The sequence below is a fragment of the Agromyces sp. 3263 genome, assembly GCF_031456545.1.
In the GTDB taxonomy this organism is placed as follows: domain Bacteria; phylum Actinomycetota; class Actinomycetes; order Actinomycetales; family Microbacteriaceae; genus Agromyces.
Map to the genome: position 1 here is coordinate 666,135 of NZ_JAVDUV010000002.1, position 15,908 is coordinate 682,042.

Here is a 15,908-nt window from a genome sequence, read left to right on the forward strand (position 1 = left end):
CCACCACGCCGGCAAGCCCGCCGGGACCGATCGGGTTTCGGGATGCCTCGGGCTCAGCTGGCAGGAGGCCAGGTCGTCGGCAGCGGCAGCGCCGAAGGATTGACCGCCGCGACGATCTCCTCGAGTACGCGCCGCGTCTGCGACTCCCCCACCCACAGGTGGCGGCCGCCGGCGACGTCGACCCGGCGCAGTCTCGGCAGTACGGCGAAGCGCTCCGCGGCCTGGTCGGGCTTCAGGTAGTCGTCGTGCTCGGGTATCACGGCCACCATCGGCGTCGACGAGGCATTCCACCGCTGCAGTTCCTCCTGGCTGGTCCGGTGCAGCGGCGGCGAGAGCAGGATCGCGCCGGCGATGCCGTGCTCCAGCCCGTACTTCAGGGCGAGCTCGGTACCGAACGACCATCCGACGAGCCAGGGAGCCGGCAACCCACGCTCGGCGACGAACGCCATCGCCGCTGCGACATCCGCCCGTTCCGCGACGCCCTCGCCGAACGTGCCCTCGCTCGTGCCTCGCGGGGACGACGTGCCCCGGGTGTTGAACCGCAGCACGGCGAGGTCGGCCAGGGCGGGAAGCCGCGCCGCAGCCTTGCGAAGGATGTGCGAGTCCATGAAGCCGCCGGCGGTCGGCAGCGGATGCAGCGTGACGAGCGTCGCGACCGGTTCACGGTCGATCGGGGTCGCCAGCTCGCCCACCAACCGGAGCCCGTCGGCCGTGCGCAACTCGATGTCCTCCCGCACGGCGGGAAGCTCGACCCCGGCTCGGATCTCGACGGGGTCGGCGTGCGGTTCGTTCATCGGGCCTCGATTCTCCAGCAGTGGGTGTGCCAGTGCCGGCGGGCGGCGAGATCGGCGGCGTCGCCGAGGACGCCGTCGGCACGCCAGGTGACCAGGTGCGCCACCCCGGGGGCCACGTCCAAGCCGCACCCAGGGCAGATGAAGGCCTTCACCGCCTGCGCCTCGGAGACCGGCTGCACGTTCCACTCGCGGCCACCGCGCACCTCGGTGCGGCGCCATCCGGTCGTGAGCCGATCGACGTCGAGCTCGACGTGCGCTTCGCGAGCACGGGCCGCCCGACCGCGAGATCGGTTGGAGCGTGCCATGGTCCCAGTCTAGGCGGCGCGCGGATCGCGGGCCGCCCGGCACCTCCGGCAGCTCCGACCGCTCACCAGCACCGACGGCGCACCAGCACCGTCTGCTCGATCACCGGCCCGCTCAGTACCAGCCGGAGTCCTGCGAGTGCGCCCACGCGCCGCACGGGGTGCCGTACCTGCCCTGCACGTAGCCCAGGCCCCACTCGATCTGGGTTCCCGCGTTGGTCTCCCAGTCGGCGCCGGCCGTCGCCATCTTCGAGCCCGGCAGTGCCTGCGGGATGCCGTAGGCGCCGCTCGACGCGTTGTACGCGTTGACCCGCCAGCCCGATTCCTTGCTCCACAGGGCCACCAGGCAGTCGAACTCGCTGGACGGCCAGCCCCGCGCCGCGACGGCGCCGGCCGCGTAGGCCTGCGCCGAACCGGGATCGGGCGTCACTGCGGGCGGTGCCCAACCGCTGCTCGCCGACGTCGACGCCGGGGCCAGCTTCACCTCGGGCTTCTTCTCGACGTCGTACGACTCCTTGGACACGTCGATCGTGTAGTCGCCCTCGACGTCGACCGCCTGCACGTCGGCCCCGCCGAACCGCTCCCCGGAGGCGGCGAAGTCGGGCGAGGCCGTCGCGCCCGAGAACGGGTCGACGACGTTCACGAGCAGGAAGCTCACGGAGGCGAGGAATGCGAACACGGCGGTCGCGGACTGCTTCACGCGACCCCGGCGCCTGACCGGCGGTGCCGCAGGATGCACGGGTGCCGTCGATGCGTCGATGTCCGAGTGCCTGCCCACGATTCGTCGAGTGTATCGGAGCCGGCGGGGCCGGGTCGAACCCCGGGTCACCGGACCGCGAGCATGACATCGACGACGGCGTCGAGCACGAGGTCCACCTGCGATTCGCGGTAGCCGCCGCGCTGCGTCGGGAAGACGACCGTGCGCACGTCGTCGATCGAGATGGGCCATCCGTCGCGGAAGTACCGCGTCAACTTGTCGGCGAACCGGTCGACGTCGCGCACCCGATAGCCGAGGGCGAGCGGGCTCACGCGATCGAAGCGCTCCCCAGCCGGCCGGGCAAGTCGGTTCGAGACGACCTGCGCGGTCGTGCGCGCCTCGCTGAGCCACGCCTCGCTGCCGTGCAGCCTGGCGGCGACCTGTCGCTCCTCCGCCGCGAACGCGTCCTCCAGCCGTTCCATCGCCGCGTCGACGTGCGCGGTCGAGTATCCGCCCTTCTGCATGGCGAAGGCGGTGAGCCGGATCTTCTCCGATGTCAGCGGCGGGTCGCCGGGCTTCGCCGTGCCGTCGTAGGCGCGACGCGCCACCTGGAGGAACTCCTCGACCTGGGCGGTGTTGTATCCCAGTTGAGGCTTGCGGGCGCGAGGGAAGGTGGAATCCACCGCACCATTATCGCGGACGCTCAACCGAAGACCAGGAACGCGAGGAACGCGACGGCGGCGGACGGCAGGATCGAGTCGAGGCGGTCGAGGAATCCGCCGTGCCCCGGCAGCCACGAGCTCATGTCCTTGATGCCGATGTCGCGCTTCACGAGGGACTCGACGAGGTCGCCGAGCGTCGCCGTGAGGAAGATCGCCGCGCCGAAGATGAGCCCGAACCACCAGGTGTTGTCGAGCATCAGCGTGGACAGGAGCAGTCCGGCCAGCACGCTCGCCGCCGCTCCCCCGGCGAAGCCCTCCCAGGTCTTCTTGGGGCTGATGACGGGGGCCATCGGATGCTTGCCGAACATGAGCCCGAACGCGTAGGCACCGACATCCGCCGCCACCGCGATGATGATGAACGCCAGCGTCCACCACTGCCCGCCGTCGGCCGCCGTGAGCACCACGGTGAAGGTCGCGAGGAGCACCACATAGCCCTGCACGAACGCGCCGGCGGCGAGATCGCGGATGAGGCTTGCGCCGGTGCGCCGCTGGGCGGGGAGCAATTGCTCGACGAGCCGCCAGGCCGTCACGAGCACGATCCCGCCGAGCACGGCGAGGAACTGGCCGCCGGCCCCGAAGTAGTACGACACCGGGATGGCGATCACCCCGGCCGCGACGGTCGGGATGCGCGGGACGTGGAAGTCGCCCTTCCGGAGTGCCTGCGCCAACTCGTAGGTCGCGAAGCCGGCCAGCGGCAGGGCGAACACCATGAACAGCTCTTTGATCACGAGCAGGCTCAGCAGGAGCGCCCCGCCGAACGCGAGCCCGATCAGGATCGCGAGGATCAGGTTGCGGCCGGTGCGAGCCTGGATCTTCTCCTGCGCCTGGTCGAACTGCGCCTTGGACGCCTCGAACTGCCGCTCGAGATCGGCCCTGCGAGCCTGCACCTGCGCCTTGAAGTCGTCTCGGGATGACCGGTCATGCCCTCCGGCGTCCGACTCGTCATCTCCCCCTGGAACGCCCGACATGGTGTTCCCTCAGACCTCGAGGAGTTCGGCTTCCTTGCGCTTCAGCGCGTCGTCGATCGCGTCGACGTTCGTCTTCGTGAGCTGCTCGAGCTCCTTCTCGGCGCGCGAGACCTCGTCGTCGCCGACCTCGCCCTTGAGGCCGTCGAGGTCGTCCTTCGCCTTACGACGGATGTTGCGCACCGACACGCGCGCGTCCTCCGCCTTGGAGCGCACGATCTTGACGTACTCCCGGCGACGCTCCTCGGTCAGCTCGGGCAGCGTGACGCGAACGATGTTGCCATCGTTCGTCGGGTTCGCGCCGAGGTTCGGCGTGTCGCGGATCGCCTGCTCGATGTCCTTCAGCGCGCTCTTGTCGTAGGGCGTCACGACGAGGGTGCGGGCCTCGGGGTTCTGCAGCGACGCGAGCTGCGAGAGCGGGGTCGGCGTGCCGTAGTAGCTCACCATGATCTTCTGGAAGAGCTGGGGGTTCGCCCGCCCGGTTCGCACCGAGGCGAAGTCATCCTTCGCGACTTCGACGGCCTTGTGCATGCGTGCAGTGGCATCGGACAGTACATCCGCGATCACGGGGGCTCCTTCTGTTCGCTACTCGGGACAGTCTATCGAGTGGAGACGGGCACGCCGTTGCTGACGATGGTGCCGAGTTCGGCGCCGAGGATCGCCGCCGTGACGTTGCCTCGCGGTTCCATGCCGAAGACCTGCATGGGCATGCCGTTGTCCATGCAGAGGCTGAACGCCGTCGAATCCACGACCTTGAGGCCCCGCTGGAGCGCCTCCTGGTAGCTGATGCGGTCGATCTTGTGCGCGTCGGGGTTGGTGCGAGGGTCGTCGGAGTAGACGCCGTCGACGCCGTTCTTGGCGACGAGCACGACGTCGGCATCGATCTCGAGCGCTCGCTGTGCGGCGACCGTGTCGGTGGAGAAGTACGGGAGCCCCGCTCCGGCGCCGAAGATGACGACGCGACCCTTCTCGAGGTGGCGTTCGGCACGGCGCGGGATGTAGGGTTCCGCCACCTGGGTCATCGAGATGGCGGACTGCACGCGGGTCTCGGCGCCGGCCTGCTCGAGGAAGTCCTGCAGCGCCAGGGAGTTCATGACGGTCCCGAGCATGCCCATGTAGTCGGCACGACCGCGGTCCATGCCACGCTGCGAGAGCTCGGCGCCGCGGAAGAAGTTGCCGCCGCCGACGACGATCGCGATCTCGACCGTGCGCGCCGCATCCGCGATCTCGCGCGCCAGCGAGCTCACGACGTCGGGATTGACCCCGAGCTGCCCTCCACCGAACGCCTCACCCGAGAGCTTCAGCATCACCCTGCGCCTGCGATCCGTCATCCTCGCCCCAATCCTTCGTGCCCGTGTCAAAACTAGTGGTTCGCCGACCTCGGCGCAGTGCCGGTGCCGGATGTCGCGCGGCCGTGCTGTTCGACGGGCGCGTCGCCCGCGGCATCCGCGCATGGAAAAGGGAGCCCGGATCGCCGATGCGATCCGGGCTCCCTCACGATGTGCTACGCGCCGACCTTGAAGCGAGCGAAGTCGCTCACGGTGAGGCCTGCGTCGGAGAGGACCTTGCTCACGGACAGCTTGTTGTCCTTCGCGTAGTCCTGCTCGAGCAGGGCGACCTGCTTGAAGTAGGCGCCGACGCGACCCTCGATGATCTTCGGGAGGGCGGCCTCGGGCTTACCCTCCTCACGCGAGATCTGCTCGACGATCGAACGCTCCTTCTCGACGGACTCCGCCGGGACGTCCTCACGGGTGAGGTACTCGGGGTTCGCGAACGAGATGTGCTGCGCCACCGAGCGAGCGGTCTCCGCGTCGTCGCCGGCGTAGCCGAGCACGACGCCGACCTGCGGGGGCAGGTCCTTCGACGTCTTGTGCAGGTAGATCGAGAAGTGCTCACCCGTGACGAGGCGGATGCGGCGGAGCTCGACCTTCTCGCCGAGGATCGCCGCCTCCTCGCTGATCACGTCGGCGACGGTCTTGCCCTCGGCCGGCGCGGCCAGGGCGGCCTCGACGGTCGCGGCGCGCGCGGCGGCCACTGCGGCCAGCACGCGGTCGGCGAGGCCGACGAACTTGTCGCCCTTGGCGACGAAGTCGGTCTCGCAGGCGAGCTCGATCATCGTCGCGGTGCCGTCGCCGTTGTCGACGGCGGCGACGAGGCCCTCAGCGGTGGAGCGGTCGGCGCGCTTGGCATTGCCCTTCGCGCCCTTCAGGCGGAGGATCTCGACCGCCTTGTCCATGTCGCCGTCGGCCTCGACGAGTGCGTTCTTCGTGTCGACCATGCCGGTGCCGAGGCGCTCGCGCAGGTTCTTGACGTCTTCGAGTGTGAAGTTGGCCATAGTGGGATGTCTCCTGGACTCGTGGTCGTAGGTGGAGTGGGTTACTTGGTCTCGTCGGCCTCGACGGCGGCCTCTGCGGCAGCAGCGCCCTCGACGTCGGCCTCGGACTCGGTCGTCGCCTCGACGACCTCGTCGATCGAGACGGCCTCGGCGACCTCGGCGACCTCTTCGGCCTCAGCGGTGGCGCCATCGACCTTGTCGGTCTCGGGCGACGACTGCTCGGGCGTCTGCGCCTGGAGGAGCTCCTGCTCCCACTCGGCGAGCGGCTCGACGGCCGACACGTTGCCCTCGGCCTCGGGCTTCTGGTGGCGCTCGATGAGACCCTCGGCTGCGGCGTCGGCGATGATGCGGGTGAGCAGGCTCACCGAGCGGATCGCGTCGTCGTTGCCCGGGATCGGGTACTGGACCTCGTCGGGGTCGCAGTTGGTGTCGAGGATGCCGATGACGGGGATGCCGAGCTTCTTCGCCTCGTCGATCGCGAGGTGCTCCTTCTTGGTGTCGACCACCCAGAGGGCCGACGGCGTCTTCGACAGGTTGCGGATGCCGCCGAGCGACTTGTGCAGCTTGTCGAGCTCGCGCTTCTTGATGAGGAGCTCCTTCTTGGTGAAGCCGCTCGTGGTGCCCTCGAAGTCGAGTTCCTCGAGCTCCTTCATGCGCGCGAGGCGCTTGGAGACCGTGGTGAAGTTGGTGAGGAGGCCGCCGAGCCAGCGCTGGTTCACGTAGGGCTGGCCGACACGGGTCGCCTGCTCGGCGATGGACTCCTGAGCCTGCTTCTTCGTGCCGACGAAGAGGATGGTGCCGCCGTGGGCGACCGTCTCGCGGACGAAGTCGTACGCCTTGTCGATGTAGGCGAGCGACTGCTGCAGGTCGATGATGTAGATGCCGGAACGCTCGGTGAAGATGAACCGCTTCATCTTCGGGTTCCAACGGCGGGTCTGGTGCCCGAAGTGCACGCCGCTGTCGAGCAGCTGGCGGATGGTGACGACGGCCATGAGCCGTACTCCTTTGTTCTCAGTTGACGCTCCGGCCGGCGGCCGTGAGCCCTGGTGCCCGGCACGGCTCCGCCTGCTCGAGCTCGGAGGAACGGGAGCGGGACTGAGTGGAGTCGGTGGCCGAATGGCACGCGTAGTCACCCCGGCAGGCCGAGGTGCTCCCGATACTCTACCATCGGCACTCCCCCTCCCCAACCACGGGCGACGGTCTGCGGAGCCTCCGCGGGTCGGGCGATCACGTCGACCACGTGGACGCCCCCAGGCTGTTCGGATGAGGATTCCCACGTCACGTCGAAGGGTCGGCATCGGACTCGCGCTCACCCTCGCGCTCGCCGCCACACCGGCCGGAACGCTGCCGGTCTCCGCGGTGGAGTCGGAGCAGGACGGCTCAGCCCCCTTGCGGACGGCCGCCGCGCTCGAGGATCCGTGGCGCTGGCCCGTTCCCGCCCCGATCCGGGTGGTCGCGCCATTCCGGGCGCCGGCGGCGCCGTACGCCGCGGGCCACCGAGGCATCGACGTCGCCGCGGACAGCGGTGCACTGGTGGTCGCGCCCGCCGACGGCGTCGTGAGCTTCGCGGGCCCGGTCGTGGACCGCGGGGTCGTCGCCATCGACCACGGCGATGGCCTGGTGAGCGCCATCGAACCCGTCGAGGCGGCTGTGGCGGCGGGCACCATCGTGCGCGCCGGCGACATCGTGGGTCGCGTCGCGACGGGCGGCCACTGCGCGTCGGGCTGCGTGCACTTCGGGGTGCGCATCGACGGCGCGTATGTCTCGCCGTTCCTGTTCCTCGGCGGACTCCCGCGGGCCGTGCTGCTGCCGCTCGACGGCACCTGATCGGCGGTCGGTCGATCGAGGGCCTCAGGCGCGCGGATGCGCGGTCTGGTAGCTCTGCCTCAGGCGCTCGGCCGAGACGTGCGTGTAGATCTGCGTGGTACCGAGGCTCGCGTGGCCGAGGAACTCCTGCACGGCCCGCAGGTCGGCGCCCCCGTCGAGCAGGTGCGTCGCCGCGCTGTGCCGGAGCGCGTGCGGTCCGCCGGGGCCGGTGCCCGGGATGGCGGTGAGCAGGTCCGCGACCAGTCGGTGCACGCCGCGCACCCCGAGCCGACCGCCCCGCACACCGAGGAAGACGGCATGGGTGGCGGCCGTCCTGGCCGCGCTCCCGCCTGCGCTCCCCGCCGCAGCGACGATCGCGGGGCGGGCGTCGTCGACGTAGCGGTCCAGGGCGCGGGCGGCCGGCGCACCATATGGCACGACGCGCTCCTTCGACCCCTTGCCGGTGACCCGGACCGTTCGACGGCGACGGTCCACGTCGTCCACGTCGAGGCCGACGAGCTCGGAGACGCGAAGTGCCGAGGCGTACAGCAGCTCCGCGATCGCGGCATCCCGGACGGCGAGTGGATCACCGTCGGCCGCGCGGGCGGCGAGGTCGGCGAGCGCCTCGGCGAGCGCACGCTCGGTCACCACGCGAGGCAGCGTGCGCTGCGCCCGGGGCGCCTTGAGCCGCGCGCCCGGATCGGCGGGCAGGAGGTCGCGTCGGTGCAACCACGCCGTGAAGCCGCGAGCGGATGCCGCGCGCCGGGCGATGCTGGTGCGTGCGAGCCCGCGCTCTGTCGCCGCGTACAGCCAGTCGCGCAGGAGGGGCAGGTCGACGCCCGACGGCGACCTGACCCCGCGCGCTTCGGCGAACCGCATGAGGTCGACCAGGTCGCCTCGGTACGCCGCGACAGTGTGGGCGGAGTAGCCGCGCTCCGAGCGGACGTGCCCGAGGTAGTCGTCGAGGAGGGCGTCGAGCGTCACGAGTCGCGCCCCCGGCTCGAAGCGGGGGGCCGAGGCGGGTGGACGACTGCACCGTGGCCGTGCATCACTCCGCCTCGGGAGCGGTGGGCTTCCGTGAGAACCGCTCGATGCGCCCGGCGGGCGGGAGTTGTTCGATCTCGGTGAGGAACGCCTCGCCCAGATGCGTGACCACGGGGAACGGCCCGAGGGGGACGACGGAGGTCACGACGGCTTCGTCGTAGAGGTGGACGAGGGTGAACGAGCGGCCACCGTCGACGCCGACCAGGTCGCGAGGCGGCGCGGAGAGGTCCATGGTGTAGGCGAGCGCACCGGCGACGGAGACCGGGATGCCCGCGAACATGCCGTTGGTCGCGTAGTGCAGGTGTCCGCCGAGGATGTGACGCACATCGCGGCCGCGGATGACGTCGGCGAGCTCGTCCTGTCCGCGGAGTTCGAGGACGTCCATGAGCGGGAGCGGCGTGGGGATGGGGGCGTGGTGCATCGCGAGCACGGTGCCCTCGGGGGCCGGCTCGTCGAGGACGCGGTCGAGCCACTCGAGCGACGTCGCGTCGAGCGCACCGTGGTGGTATCCCGGAACGCTCGTGTCGAGGACGACGATGCGAAGGCCTCCGATCGCCACCGCGCGGTGCGTGGGCGACTCGCTGGGCACCTCCCCCAGGAGTTCACGACGGAAGACGGGCCGCTCGTCGTGGTTGCCGATGACCCAGACCAGTGCCGCGCCCGTCGAGGCCGCGAGCGGATCGAGCGCATCGCGGACGAGGCGGTAGGCGTCAGGCTCCCCCAGGTCGGTGACATCGCCCGTGACGACGATGGCGTCGAGTCGGTCTCCGAGTCGCGAGAGCTGCCGGACGGCCTGGTCGAGCGCGCGCACGGTGTCGGCGACGCCCCCGAGCCGGGCTCCGCCTTGCAGCAGGTGCGTGTCGCTCACATGGGCGATGACCCGTTTCGCGGCCGGGTACCGACCGAGTTGCGCTGCCTGTTCCGCCTGCATTCCGACCCCCTCGTGGTCAGCCTAGGCGGTGCCGCCGACGCCCCGCCGGGCATCACCCGGCCCGTCGCCGGAGCCAGCCGGATGGACGTCGCTCGACGATTCCCTCGGCCTCGAACCGGCCGAGGGTCGACATCGCCTCCGGCACCGACAACCCGGCCCTGCGCGCGACGTCCGACAGCTCGCGCGGCGTGCGGGTGCTGAGCGCATCGAGCATGCGCACTCCGGTGGGGTCGTCCGAACCGGTGCCGATGGTGCGGTCTGCATCGGGCGATCGGCCGGCACCGTCGCTCGATCCGAGCGCCGGTCGACGTCCGATCCCGGTGCCGTTCCCGCCTCCGGCCAACTCGGCCATCTGGTCGGCGTCGACGACGCAGACCGCATCGAACTCCCGCAGGAGGCGGTGGCATCCGGCCGAGGCGGGACTCGTCACCGGCCCCGGCACGGCTCCGAGCGGGCGGCCGAGCGCGGCCGCGTGCCCGGCCGTGTTGAGCGATCCCGAACGGGTCCCGGCTTCCAGCACGACGGTCGCCTCGCTCGCGGCGGCGATGAGGCGATTGCGCTGCAGGAACCTCCATTTCGTCGGCGCCGTACCACAGGGCAGCTCCGACACGACCGCCCCGGTCTGCACGATGCGCGCGAGGAGGGATTCATGCCCCAGCGGATAGAACCGGTCGACTCCGCCGGCGAGGAAGGCGACGGTCGTGCCGTCGCTCGCCAACGCGGCGCGATGCGCCATGCCGTCGATGCCGTAGGCACCGCCCGAAACCACGGTGAAGCCGCGGTCGACGAGCCCGGCCGAGGCCTCCATGGCGACGTGCTCGCCGTAGCCTGTCGCCGCGCGGGCACCGACGAGGGCGATCGTGGAGTGCGCAGACGACAACGCGTCGGCTCGCCCCCGCACCCAGAGGCCGAGCGGTGCATGCACGTGGAGCTCGTCGACGCCGCGCGGCCATGCGGGGTCGGCGGGCGTGAGCAGCACCGCCCCGACACGAGCGGCCTGGGTGAGCGAGCGGATGAACGACCCGTGATCGAGCCGTGGCGACCAGCGGTCGAGTCCTGCCGTCGCCTCGCGCTCGTCGAGGTCGCCTCCAGCCCCAACGACCCGCTCGACCAGGTCCGCGGCCGAGCGACCGGCCAGCAGCGACTCGGCGGTGTCGATCGCTCCGATCGCTCCGACCACCCGGCCGAGCACGCCGTCACCGGGCTCCGCGACGAGTCCGAGGACGGCCCGGGCGAACGCCTCGAGCGTCGGCTCCCCGCCGGTGCGGACGGCGGCGAACTCCACGGCCGATCGTCCTGCCGCCTGCTGCAACCGCGTCATGCGTTGATTCCCTTCCTCATGAAGTAGGCCCGGCCCACGTGTTCGGCGGTCGGGGCGGCGGCCCCGTCGAGGTCGGCGATCGTCCACGCGGTCTTCAGCACGCGGTCGTATCCGCGCATCGTGATGCCGCCGCGCTCGAGCGCACGATCGAGCGCGGCACTCGCGCGTCCGCCGGGGTGGAGGCGACCGGCGCCGCGCATCCACGGCCCGGGCATCTCCGAGTTCGTGCGCCAGGGCGTCGACCGGAGGCGCTCACGCGCGATCGCGCGGGCCGCGTCGACGCGCACTCGAGCCTCGGCGCTGGACAACCCCGGCAGATCGGCCGCGACGCGAATGCCGGCGGTCGTGATGCGGGGAACCAGGATCTGCAGGTCGATGCGGTCGAGCAGCGGGCCGGAGATGCGCGCGAGGTAGCGGCGGCGCACGACCGGCGAGCAGGTGCAACTGGTGTCATCGACGCCGTGATGGCCGCACGGGCAGGGATTGGCGGCGATGACGAGCTGGAAGCGGGCCGGGAACGATGCCACCGCGCTCGCCCGGTGGATGGAGATGGTGCCCGATTCCAGCGGCTGGCGGAGCACGTCGAGCACGGTCGAGGCGAACTCGGGGGCTTCATCGAGGAAGAGCACTCCGTGCGACGCGCGAGCGGCCGCGCCCGGGCGGATGACCCGACTCCCGCCGCCCACGATCGCCGCGGCCGATGCGGTGTGATGGGGCGCCTCGAACGGCGGACGCACCGAGAGGGTGGCGCCCAACGGCCGACCGGAAAGCGATCGGATCGACGAGACCTCGAGCGCGGCATCCGAATCGAGGTCGGGCAGGATGCCCGGCAGCCGCGAGGCGAGCATCGTCTTGCCGGCCCCCGGTGGGCCCAGCAGGAAGAGGTGGTGGCCGCCCGCGGCCGCCGTGACCAGGGCCTCGACGGCATCGCCGTTCCCGGCGATGTCGGCCAGGTCGCCGACCAGGGGCTCCCCGTCCTCGCCCCGGATGATCGCGGGCACGGCCTCGACCGCCTGCTCCTCGTAGTCGCCGCCGTGGCGGATCGCCGCCTCGAGCAGCGACGAGACGCCGATCACCTCGACGCCCGGCACCAGCGCCGCCTCGGCGGCATTGGCGGCAGGCACCATCACGGTGTCGTGGCCGGCCCGGACCGCGGCGAGCACGGCCGGCAGGATGCCGTCGATCGGACGGAGCCGACCGTCGAGGCCGAGCTCCCCGAGGTGCACGACGCGATCGACGGAATCCACCGAGACCTCGCCGGCGGCTGCGAGGCACGCGATGGCGATCGCCAGGTCGAACCCGGACCCGTGCTTGGGCAGCGCCGCAGGCGAGAGGTTGACCGTGAGCTTGCGCTGCGGGAGCGGGCACCCCGCGTTGACCGCGGCGGAGCGCACCCGCTCGCGAGCCTCGGTCAGTGCCGCGTCGGGCAGGCCGATGATCACGAATCCGGGCAGCTGCGACGAGAGATCGGCCTCGACCTCGACCACCGAGCCGGTGAGGCCGAGGAGTGCGATGGAGCGCGTGCGTGCCACGGGCATCAGCCGATCCCCTCGAGGTGCTCGATGAGCGCCGGCGCCTCGGTCGGTGCGAGCACGGCCACCGCGTCGATGCGGAGACGTGCGACCGGCGCATCCGTCGCCTCGCACCACGCGATCGCGAGCCGGCGCAGCCGAGCGAGCTTGATCGGCGTGATGGCCTCGAACGGATGACCGTAGTCCTGCGACGTGCGGGTCTTCACCTCGACGACGACCGTGTCGCTCCCGTCGCGCGCGACGATGTCGATCTCGCCGAGCCTGCATCGCCAGTTGCGGGCGACGACGCGCATCCCGCGCGATTCGAGATGATCGACCGCGAGCTGTTCGCCGTGCCGACCGAGTTCCGCATTGTGGGCCACCAGCACCACCTCCACGACCAGCGTGGTGGCGGGACCAGCCGGCTCGGCGCGGTCTCGACCGCCTCGTGGCCGCGGGCGCCAGGAGTCAGGGTGTCGAGGACGAGTCGCCGACGACGGTGGACGTCAGGACGGTCCTCCGCCGGCCGACCCCGGCGGCCGTCGTCGCGGGAAGGCCCGAGCGCTACTCGTCGAGCGCGAGCTCCTTGGGAAGCTCGAACTCGCGCGTCGCGAGCTCCTCGACGTTCACGTCCTTGAACGTGAGCACGCGCACGGACTTCACGAACCGGTCGGCACGGTAGACGTCCCAGACCCAGACGTCCTTCATGGTCAACTCGAAGTAGAAGTCGTGCTCGGTGTCCCGGCGCACCAGTTCGACCTCGTTGGCGAGGTAGAAGCGCCGCTCCGTCTCGACCACGTACTGGAATTGCGACACGATGTCGCGGTATTCGCGGTACAGGGCCAGCTCGACCTCGCGGTCGTAGTCTTCGAACTCGTCTTCATCCATCGGGATTCATCCTACGCCGAGGTCGAAGAGCGCCGGCGCCTCCTCGGGGCGCTCGTGGAGCCAGGTATGCCGGTGCAGGGCGCTCGGGCCGTGCTCGGCGAGTGCGGCGAAGTGCCCTCGGCTCGAGTAGCCCTTGTTCTCGTCCCACCCGTAGAGCGGCAGGTCGTCGTGGGCGCTGCGCATGCCCCGGTCGCGGTGCACCTTGGCGATGACGGATGCCGCGGCCACCGACGCGCAGTCGCGATCGGCCTTGATCCGCGTGGTCACACGGGCACGGTGCTGGATCGACGGGCTCAGCCAGTCGTAGTTGCCGTCGAGCAGGAGCGGCGCATCCAGCGCGACCTCCTGCGCGGCGGTGAGCGCGGCGTAGGCGCGGGCACCGGCGAGGCCGAGGCACGCCATGATGCCGAGCTCGTCGATCTCGGCGGCGGATGCCTCGCCCACGGCCCAGCCGCTCACCCACGCCGCGGCGCGCGGCGCCATGGCCTCGCGGCGCGGCTCGGTCATGAGCTTCGAGTCGCGGAGTCCGGCTGGCATCCGGCGCACCGACGCCTCGATGAGCACGAGCCCGACGGCGACCGGTCCGGCGAGCGCACCGCGGCCGACCTCGTCGCAGGCGAGCACCACGGGAGCCCCGGTGTCGAACAGCTCGCGCTCGACCTTGAGATTGGGGATCGCGGTCGGCGACATGTCAGCCCGTGCCCTCGTCGACGCCCTCGAAGACCTCGGGGTAGTTGCCGAGCCAGGCCCAGTGGTCGATGGGCCAGCTCACGACGAACGCGCGCCCGACGACGTTCTCGATCGGCACGAAGCCCTTGAGCGGCGTCTCGCCGTTGTAGCGCGAGTCCTTGGAGTTGTAGCGGTTGTCGCCCATCACCCACAGCGAGCCGTCGGGCACGACGGTGTCGAAGTCGTCACGGGAGACCTTGGTCTCGCCGGGCGGCAGCGCGACGTAGGGCTCGTCGAGCGGCACGCCGTTGACGCTCATCTGCCCGAGTGCGTTGCAGCAGGTGACGTGGTCGCCCGGCAGGCCGATGACGCGCTTCACGAGGTGGTCGTTGGAGTCGGGGGCCGAGAGCCCGACGAACGCGAGGAACCAGTCGATCGCGGCGACGAGCGGCGGCTGCACCGTCTCGGGGCGGGCCGGGAGCCAGCCGCCCGGATCCTTGAACACGACGACGTCGCCGTGTTCGATCGGCGTCACCTCGGGCACCAGCTGGTTGACGATGATGCGATCGTCCATCACCAGCGTCTGCTCCATCGATTGCGACGGGATGAAGAACGACCGGATGAGGAAGGTCTTGATGAGGAAGGAGACCAGCACCGCCACCACGAAGATGACGAGCAGGTCTCGCAGGAAGAGCAGCGTGCTCCGTTTCCTGCGTGCCGACGCCGAGCCCGCGCGGTCTGTCCGCGTGGTGCTGATTTCTTCTGTCATTTAACCGCCCGAGCTCCCCACCCAGTCTAGGGGTGGGGAGCTCGGTCGGAATGCCGTGCCGCTCGCGACGCGCGGGCGGATGCGACGACGGATCAGCTGTCGCGCTTCTCCTTGATCTTCGCCTTCTTGCCGCGGAGCTTGCGCAGGTAGTAGAGCTTCGCGCGCCGGACGTCACCGCGGGTCACGACCTCGATGTGGTCGATGACCGGCGAGTGCACCGGGAACTTGCGCTCGACGCCGACCTGGAACGAGACCTTGCGGACGGTGAAGGTCTCGCGGACGCCCTCGCCCTGGCGGCCGATGACGACGCCCTGGAAGACCTGGATGCGCGAGCGCGTGCCTTCGATGATGTTGACGTGCACCTTGACGGTGTCGCCGGGGCGGAAGTCGGGGACATCCGACCTCAGGCTCGCGGCGTCGACATGGTCGAGGATGTGCATGATGGTTCGCTCTCTGCGCCCGCCACCGGTCGAACGCGGATCATGGATGGAAGTGTGTGGTGCCGCCTGCGCGATCACTCGCGCGGTGCGTCCTCCCCGGAGGCAGAGTCCTGCGGCGGCACAATCGTCTATTGTGCCATGCCGGAGCGCTGCGCGCCAAAGCGGGCGAACGGATGCCTCGCCGGCTGCTGCAGCGTCAGTCGCGCACCTCGCGCACGACGATGACCTCGCCGTCGTCGTCGCCGAAGGGCGAGCGCCGCGCCGGCATCTCGCCCCGGGCCTCGGGCGCGGGGCGGGACTGCGCCGCCGCGACGCGTTCGAACTCGTCCATGGTCGCCTGTACGCGTCGCGCGCCGTCGGAGACGAGTTGCCAGATCGCCGCCCAGAACGCCGCGATGGCAAGGAGGATGGCGGCCACGCCGAGGAATCCGGATGCGTCGCCGTAGAACCCGAGGCCGATGATCGAGGCGTGCCACAGGCCGACCACCGCGACGTCGGTCCACGAGGCCGCCCGCTCTGCTCGCACCGTGGGACGCGCCCACACCAGGAGCGCGATGATGCCGAGGGCGACGAACGCCACGGGCACGGTGATGATGAGGCCGAGGGTGCCCCACCCGCCGCCGCCGAAGACCGCCCACCCCACGGCGAGCCAGATCGGCAACACGACGGTCGCCGCGACCAGCCACCTGAGGAATGCCCGCCGGATCAGCATGC

General features: G+C 70.8%; 20 protein-coding genes. 1 reads left to right on the plus strand and 19 read right to left on the minus strand.

Annotated elements, in window-relative coordinates; translation table 11 throughout:
- Window positions 1-53 precede the first annotated feature (53 nt).
- The 9 genes from J2X63_RS16420 to rpsB all read right to left on the minus strand — a co-directional run bounded on the left by J2X63_RS16420 (window position 54) and on the right by rpsB (window position 6,807).
- Window positions 54-794: an alpha/beta hydrolase gene (locus tag J2X63_RS16420; RefSeq protein WP_309979181.1), complete on the minus strand. Its 741-nt coding sequence runs from the start codon at window positions 792-794 to the stop codon at window positions 54-56.
- Window positions 791-1,099, minus strand: coding sequence for a hypothetical protein (locus tag J2X63_RS16425; protein ID WP_309979183.1), 309 nt, complete (start codon window positions 1,097-1,099; stop codon window positions 791-793). The genes J2X63_RS16420 and J2X63_RS16425 overlap by 4 nt, the downstream gene beginning before the upstream one ends.
- A 112-nt stretch (window positions 1,100-1,211) precedes the next feature.
- Window positions 1,212-1,796 carry a lytic transglycosylase domain-containing protein gene (locus J2X63_RS16430; protein WP_309979185.1) on the minus strand — a complete coding sequence of 195 codons (585 nt, stop codon included), beginning with the start codon at window positions 1,794-1,796 and terminating at the stop codon, window positions 1,212-1,214.
- A gap of 125 nt (window positions 1,797-1,921) precedes the next feature.
- Window positions 1,922-2,476: a DivIVA domain-containing protein gene (locus J2X63_RS16435; RefSeq protein WP_309979187.1), complete on the minus strand. Its 555-nt coding sequence runs from the start codon at window positions 2,474-2,476 to the stop codon at window positions 1,922-1,924.
- Between the two features lie 20 nt (window positions 2,477-2,496).
- Entirely contained in the window at window positions 2,497-3,483 is a 987-nt protein-coding gene (locus tag J2X63_RS16440) for a phosphatidate cytidylyltransferase (protein ID WP_309979189.1), read from the minus strand.
- 9 nt (window positions 3,484-3,492) lie between these two features.
- Window positions 3,493-4,047 (minus strand): ribosome recycling factor, encoded by a 555-nt coding sequence (frr, locus tag J2X63_RS16445; RefSeq protein WP_309979191.1) that lies wholly within the window; start codon window positions 4,045-4,047, stop codon window positions 3,493-3,495.
- A gap of 32 nt (window positions 4,048-4,079) precedes the next feature.
- Window positions 4,080-4,811, minus strand: coding sequence for a UMP kinase (gene pyrH / locus J2X63_RS16450; protein WP_309979193.1), 732 nt, complete (start codon window positions 4,809-4,811; stop codon window positions 4,080-4,082).
- A gap of 173 nt (window positions 4,812-4,984) precedes the next feature.
- Window positions 4,985-5,815 (minus strand): translation elongation factor Ts, encoded by an 831-nt coding sequence (gene tsf / locus J2X63_RS16455; RefSeq protein ID WP_309979195.1) that lies wholly within the window; start codon window positions 5,813-5,815, stop codon window positions 4,985-4,987.
- A 41-nt stretch (window positions 5,816-5,856) separates the two neighbouring features.
- Complete coding sequence (rpsB, locus tag J2X63_RS16460; protein ID WP_309979196.1) at window positions 5,857-6,807, minus strand: 30S ribosomal protein S2; 951 nt, start codon at window positions 6,805-6,807, stop codon at window positions 5,857-5,859.
- A 271-nt stretch (window positions 6,808-7,078) separates the two neighbouring features.
- Between rpsB and J2X63_RS16465 the strand changes: the two genes are divergently transcribed.
- On the plus strand, window positions 7,079-7,642 hold the full coding sequence (locus J2X63_RS16465) for a M23 family metallopeptidase (protein WP_309979199.1): 564 nt from the start codon (window positions 7,079-7,081) through the stop codon (window positions 7,640-7,642).
- A 24-nt stretch (window positions 7,643-7,666) separates the two neighbouring features.
- Here J2X63_RS16465 and J2X63_RS16470 read toward each other — a convergent pair whose 3' ends face one another.
- From J2X63_RS16470 to J2X63_RS16515, 10 genes are all read right to left on the minus strand, one after another.
- Window positions 7,667-8,605 carry a tyrosine recombinase XerC gene (locus tag J2X63_RS16470; protein ID WP_309979202.1) on the minus strand — a complete coding sequence of 313 codons (939 nt, stop codon included), beginning with the start codon at window positions 8,603-8,605 and terminating at the stop codon, window positions 7,667-7,669.
- A gap of 64 nt (window positions 8,606-8,669) precedes the next feature.
- Window positions 8,670-9,596, minus strand: coding sequence for a phosphodiesterase (locus J2X63_RS16475; RefSeq protein ID WP_309979204.1), 927 nt, complete (start codon window positions 9,594-9,596; stop codon window positions 8,670-8,672).
- 52 nt (window positions 9,597-9,648) lie between these two features.
- Window positions 9,649-10,917 (minus strand): DNA-processing protein DprA, encoded by a 1,269-nt coding sequence (gene dprA / locus J2X63_RS16480; RefSeq protein ID WP_309979206.1) that lies wholly within the window; start codon window positions 10,915-10,917, stop codon window positions 9,649-9,651.
- Window positions 10,914-12,455 carry a YifB family Mg chelatase-like AAA ATPase gene (locus J2X63_RS16485; RefSeq protein WP_309979208.1) on the minus strand — a complete coding sequence of 514 codons (1,542 nt, stop codon included), beginning with the start codon at window positions 12,453-12,455 and terminating at the stop codon, window positions 10,914-10,916. The genes dprA and J2X63_RS16485 overlap by 4 nt, the downstream gene beginning before the upstream one ends.
- Window positions 12,455-12,811, minus strand: coding sequence for a YraN family protein (locus J2X63_RS16490; RefSeq protein ID WP_309979210.1), 357 nt, complete (start codon window positions 12,809-12,811; stop codon window positions 12,455-12,457). Before J2X63_RS16490 ends, J2X63_RS16485 begins: the two co-directional genes overlap by 1 nt.
- Window positions 12,812-12,992: 181 nt before the next feature.
- Complete coding sequence (locus J2X63_RS16495) at window positions 12,993-13,316, minus strand: DUF2469 family protein (protein ID WP_129522552.1); 324 nt, start codon at window positions 13,314-13,316, stop codon at window positions 12,993-12,995.
- A gap of 6 nt (window positions 13,317-13,322) precedes the next feature.
- On the minus strand, window positions 13,323-14,006 hold the full coding sequence (locus tag J2X63_RS16500) for a ribonuclease HII (protein WP_309979214.1): 684 nt from the start codon (window positions 14,004-14,006) through the stop codon (window positions 13,323-13,325).
- Window position 14,007: 1 nt separating this feature from the next.
- The gene (lepB, locus tag J2X63_RS16505) at window positions 14,008-14,754 is read right to left on the minus strand and encodes a signal peptidase I (RefSeq protein ID WP_309979216.1); all 747 of its coding nucleotides are present in this window, start codon (window positions 14,752-14,754) and stop codon (window positions 14,008-14,010) included.
- Between the two features lie 92 nt (window positions 14,755-14,846).
- Window positions 14,847-15,194 carry a 50S ribosomal protein L19 gene (gene rplS, locus J2X63_RS16510; RefSeq protein WP_108595571.1) on the minus strand — a complete coding sequence of 116 codons (348 nt, stop codon included), beginning with the start codon at window positions 15,192-15,194 and terminating at the stop codon, window positions 14,847-14,849.
- Window positions 15,195-15,390: 196 nt separating this feature from the next.
- Window positions 15,391-15,906, minus strand: coding sequence for a hypothetical protein (locus J2X63_RS16515; protein WP_309979221.1), 516 nt, complete (start codon window positions 15,904-15,906; stop codon window positions 15,391-15,393).
- Between the last annotated feature and the right edge of the window lie 2 nt (window positions 15,907-15,908).

What these genes read in the sequence shown, in the direction of transcription:
- dprA (WP_309979206.1), bottom strand. Translation starts at nt 10,917, where the DNA reads ATGACGCGGTTGCAGCAGGCGGCAGGACGATCGGCCGTGGAGTTCGCC.
- J2X63_RS16475 (WP_309979204.1), bottom strand. Translation starts at nt 9,596, where the DNA reads ATGCAGGCGGAACAGGCAGCGCAACTCGGTCGGTACCCGGCCGCGAAA.
- rpsB (WP_309979196.1), bottom strand. Translation starts at nt 6,807, where the DNA reads ATGGCCGTCGTCACCATCCGCCAGCTGCTCGACAGCGGCGTGCACTTC.
- J2X63_RS16425 (WP_309979183.1), bottom strand. Translation starts at nt 1,099, where the DNA reads ATGGCACGCTCCAACCGATCTCGCGGTCGGGCGGCCCGTGCTCGCGAA.
- J2X63_RS16515 (WP_309979221.1), bottom strand. Translation starts at nt 15,906, where the DNA reads ATGCTGATCCGGCGGGCATTCCTCAGGTGGCTGGTCGCGGCGACCGTC.
- J2X63_RS16440 (WP_309979189.1), bottom strand. Translation starts at nt 3,483, where the DNA reads ATGTCGGGCGTTCCAGGGGGAGATGACGAGTCGGACGCCGGAGGGCAT.
- rplS (WP_108595571.1), bottom strand. Translation starts at nt 15,194, where the DNA reads ATGCACATCCTCGACCATGTCGACGCCGCGAGCCTGAGGTCGGATGTC.
- J2X63_RS16500 (WP_309979214.1), bottom strand. Translation starts at nt 14,006, where the DNA reads ATGTCGCCGACCGCGATCCCCAATCTCAAGGTCGAGCGCGAGCTGTTC.
- J2X63_RS16495 (WP_129522552.1), bottom strand. Translation starts at nt 13,316, where the DNA reads ATGGATGAAGACGAGTTCGAAGACTACGACCGCGAGGTCGAGCTGGCC.
- tsf (WP_309979195.1), bottom strand. Translation starts at nt 5,815, where the DNA reads ATGGCCAACTTCACACTCGAAGACGTCAAGAACCTGCGCGAGCGCCTC.
- J2X63_RS16485 (WP_309979208.1), bottom strand. Translation starts at nt 12,455, where the DNA reads ATGCCCGTGGCACGCACGCGCTCCATCGCACTCCTCGGCCTCACCGGC.
- J2X63_RS16465 (WP_309979199.1), top strand. Translation starts at nt 7,079, where the DNA reads ATGAGGATTCCCACGTCACGTCGAAGGGTCGGCATCGGACTCGCGCTC.
- pyrH (WP_309979193.1), bottom strand. Translation starts at nt 4,811, where the DNA reads ATGACGGATCGCAGGCGCAGGGTGATGCTGAAGCTCTCGGGTGAGGCG.
- J2X63_RS16420 (WP_309979181.1), bottom strand. Translation starts at nt 794, where the DNA reads ATGAACGAACCGCACGCCGACCCCGTCGAGATCCGAGCCGGGGTCGAG.
- lepB (WP_309979216.1), bottom strand. Translation starts at nt 14,754, where the DNA reads ATGACAGAAGAAATCAGCACCACGCGGACAGACCGCGCGGGCTCGGCG.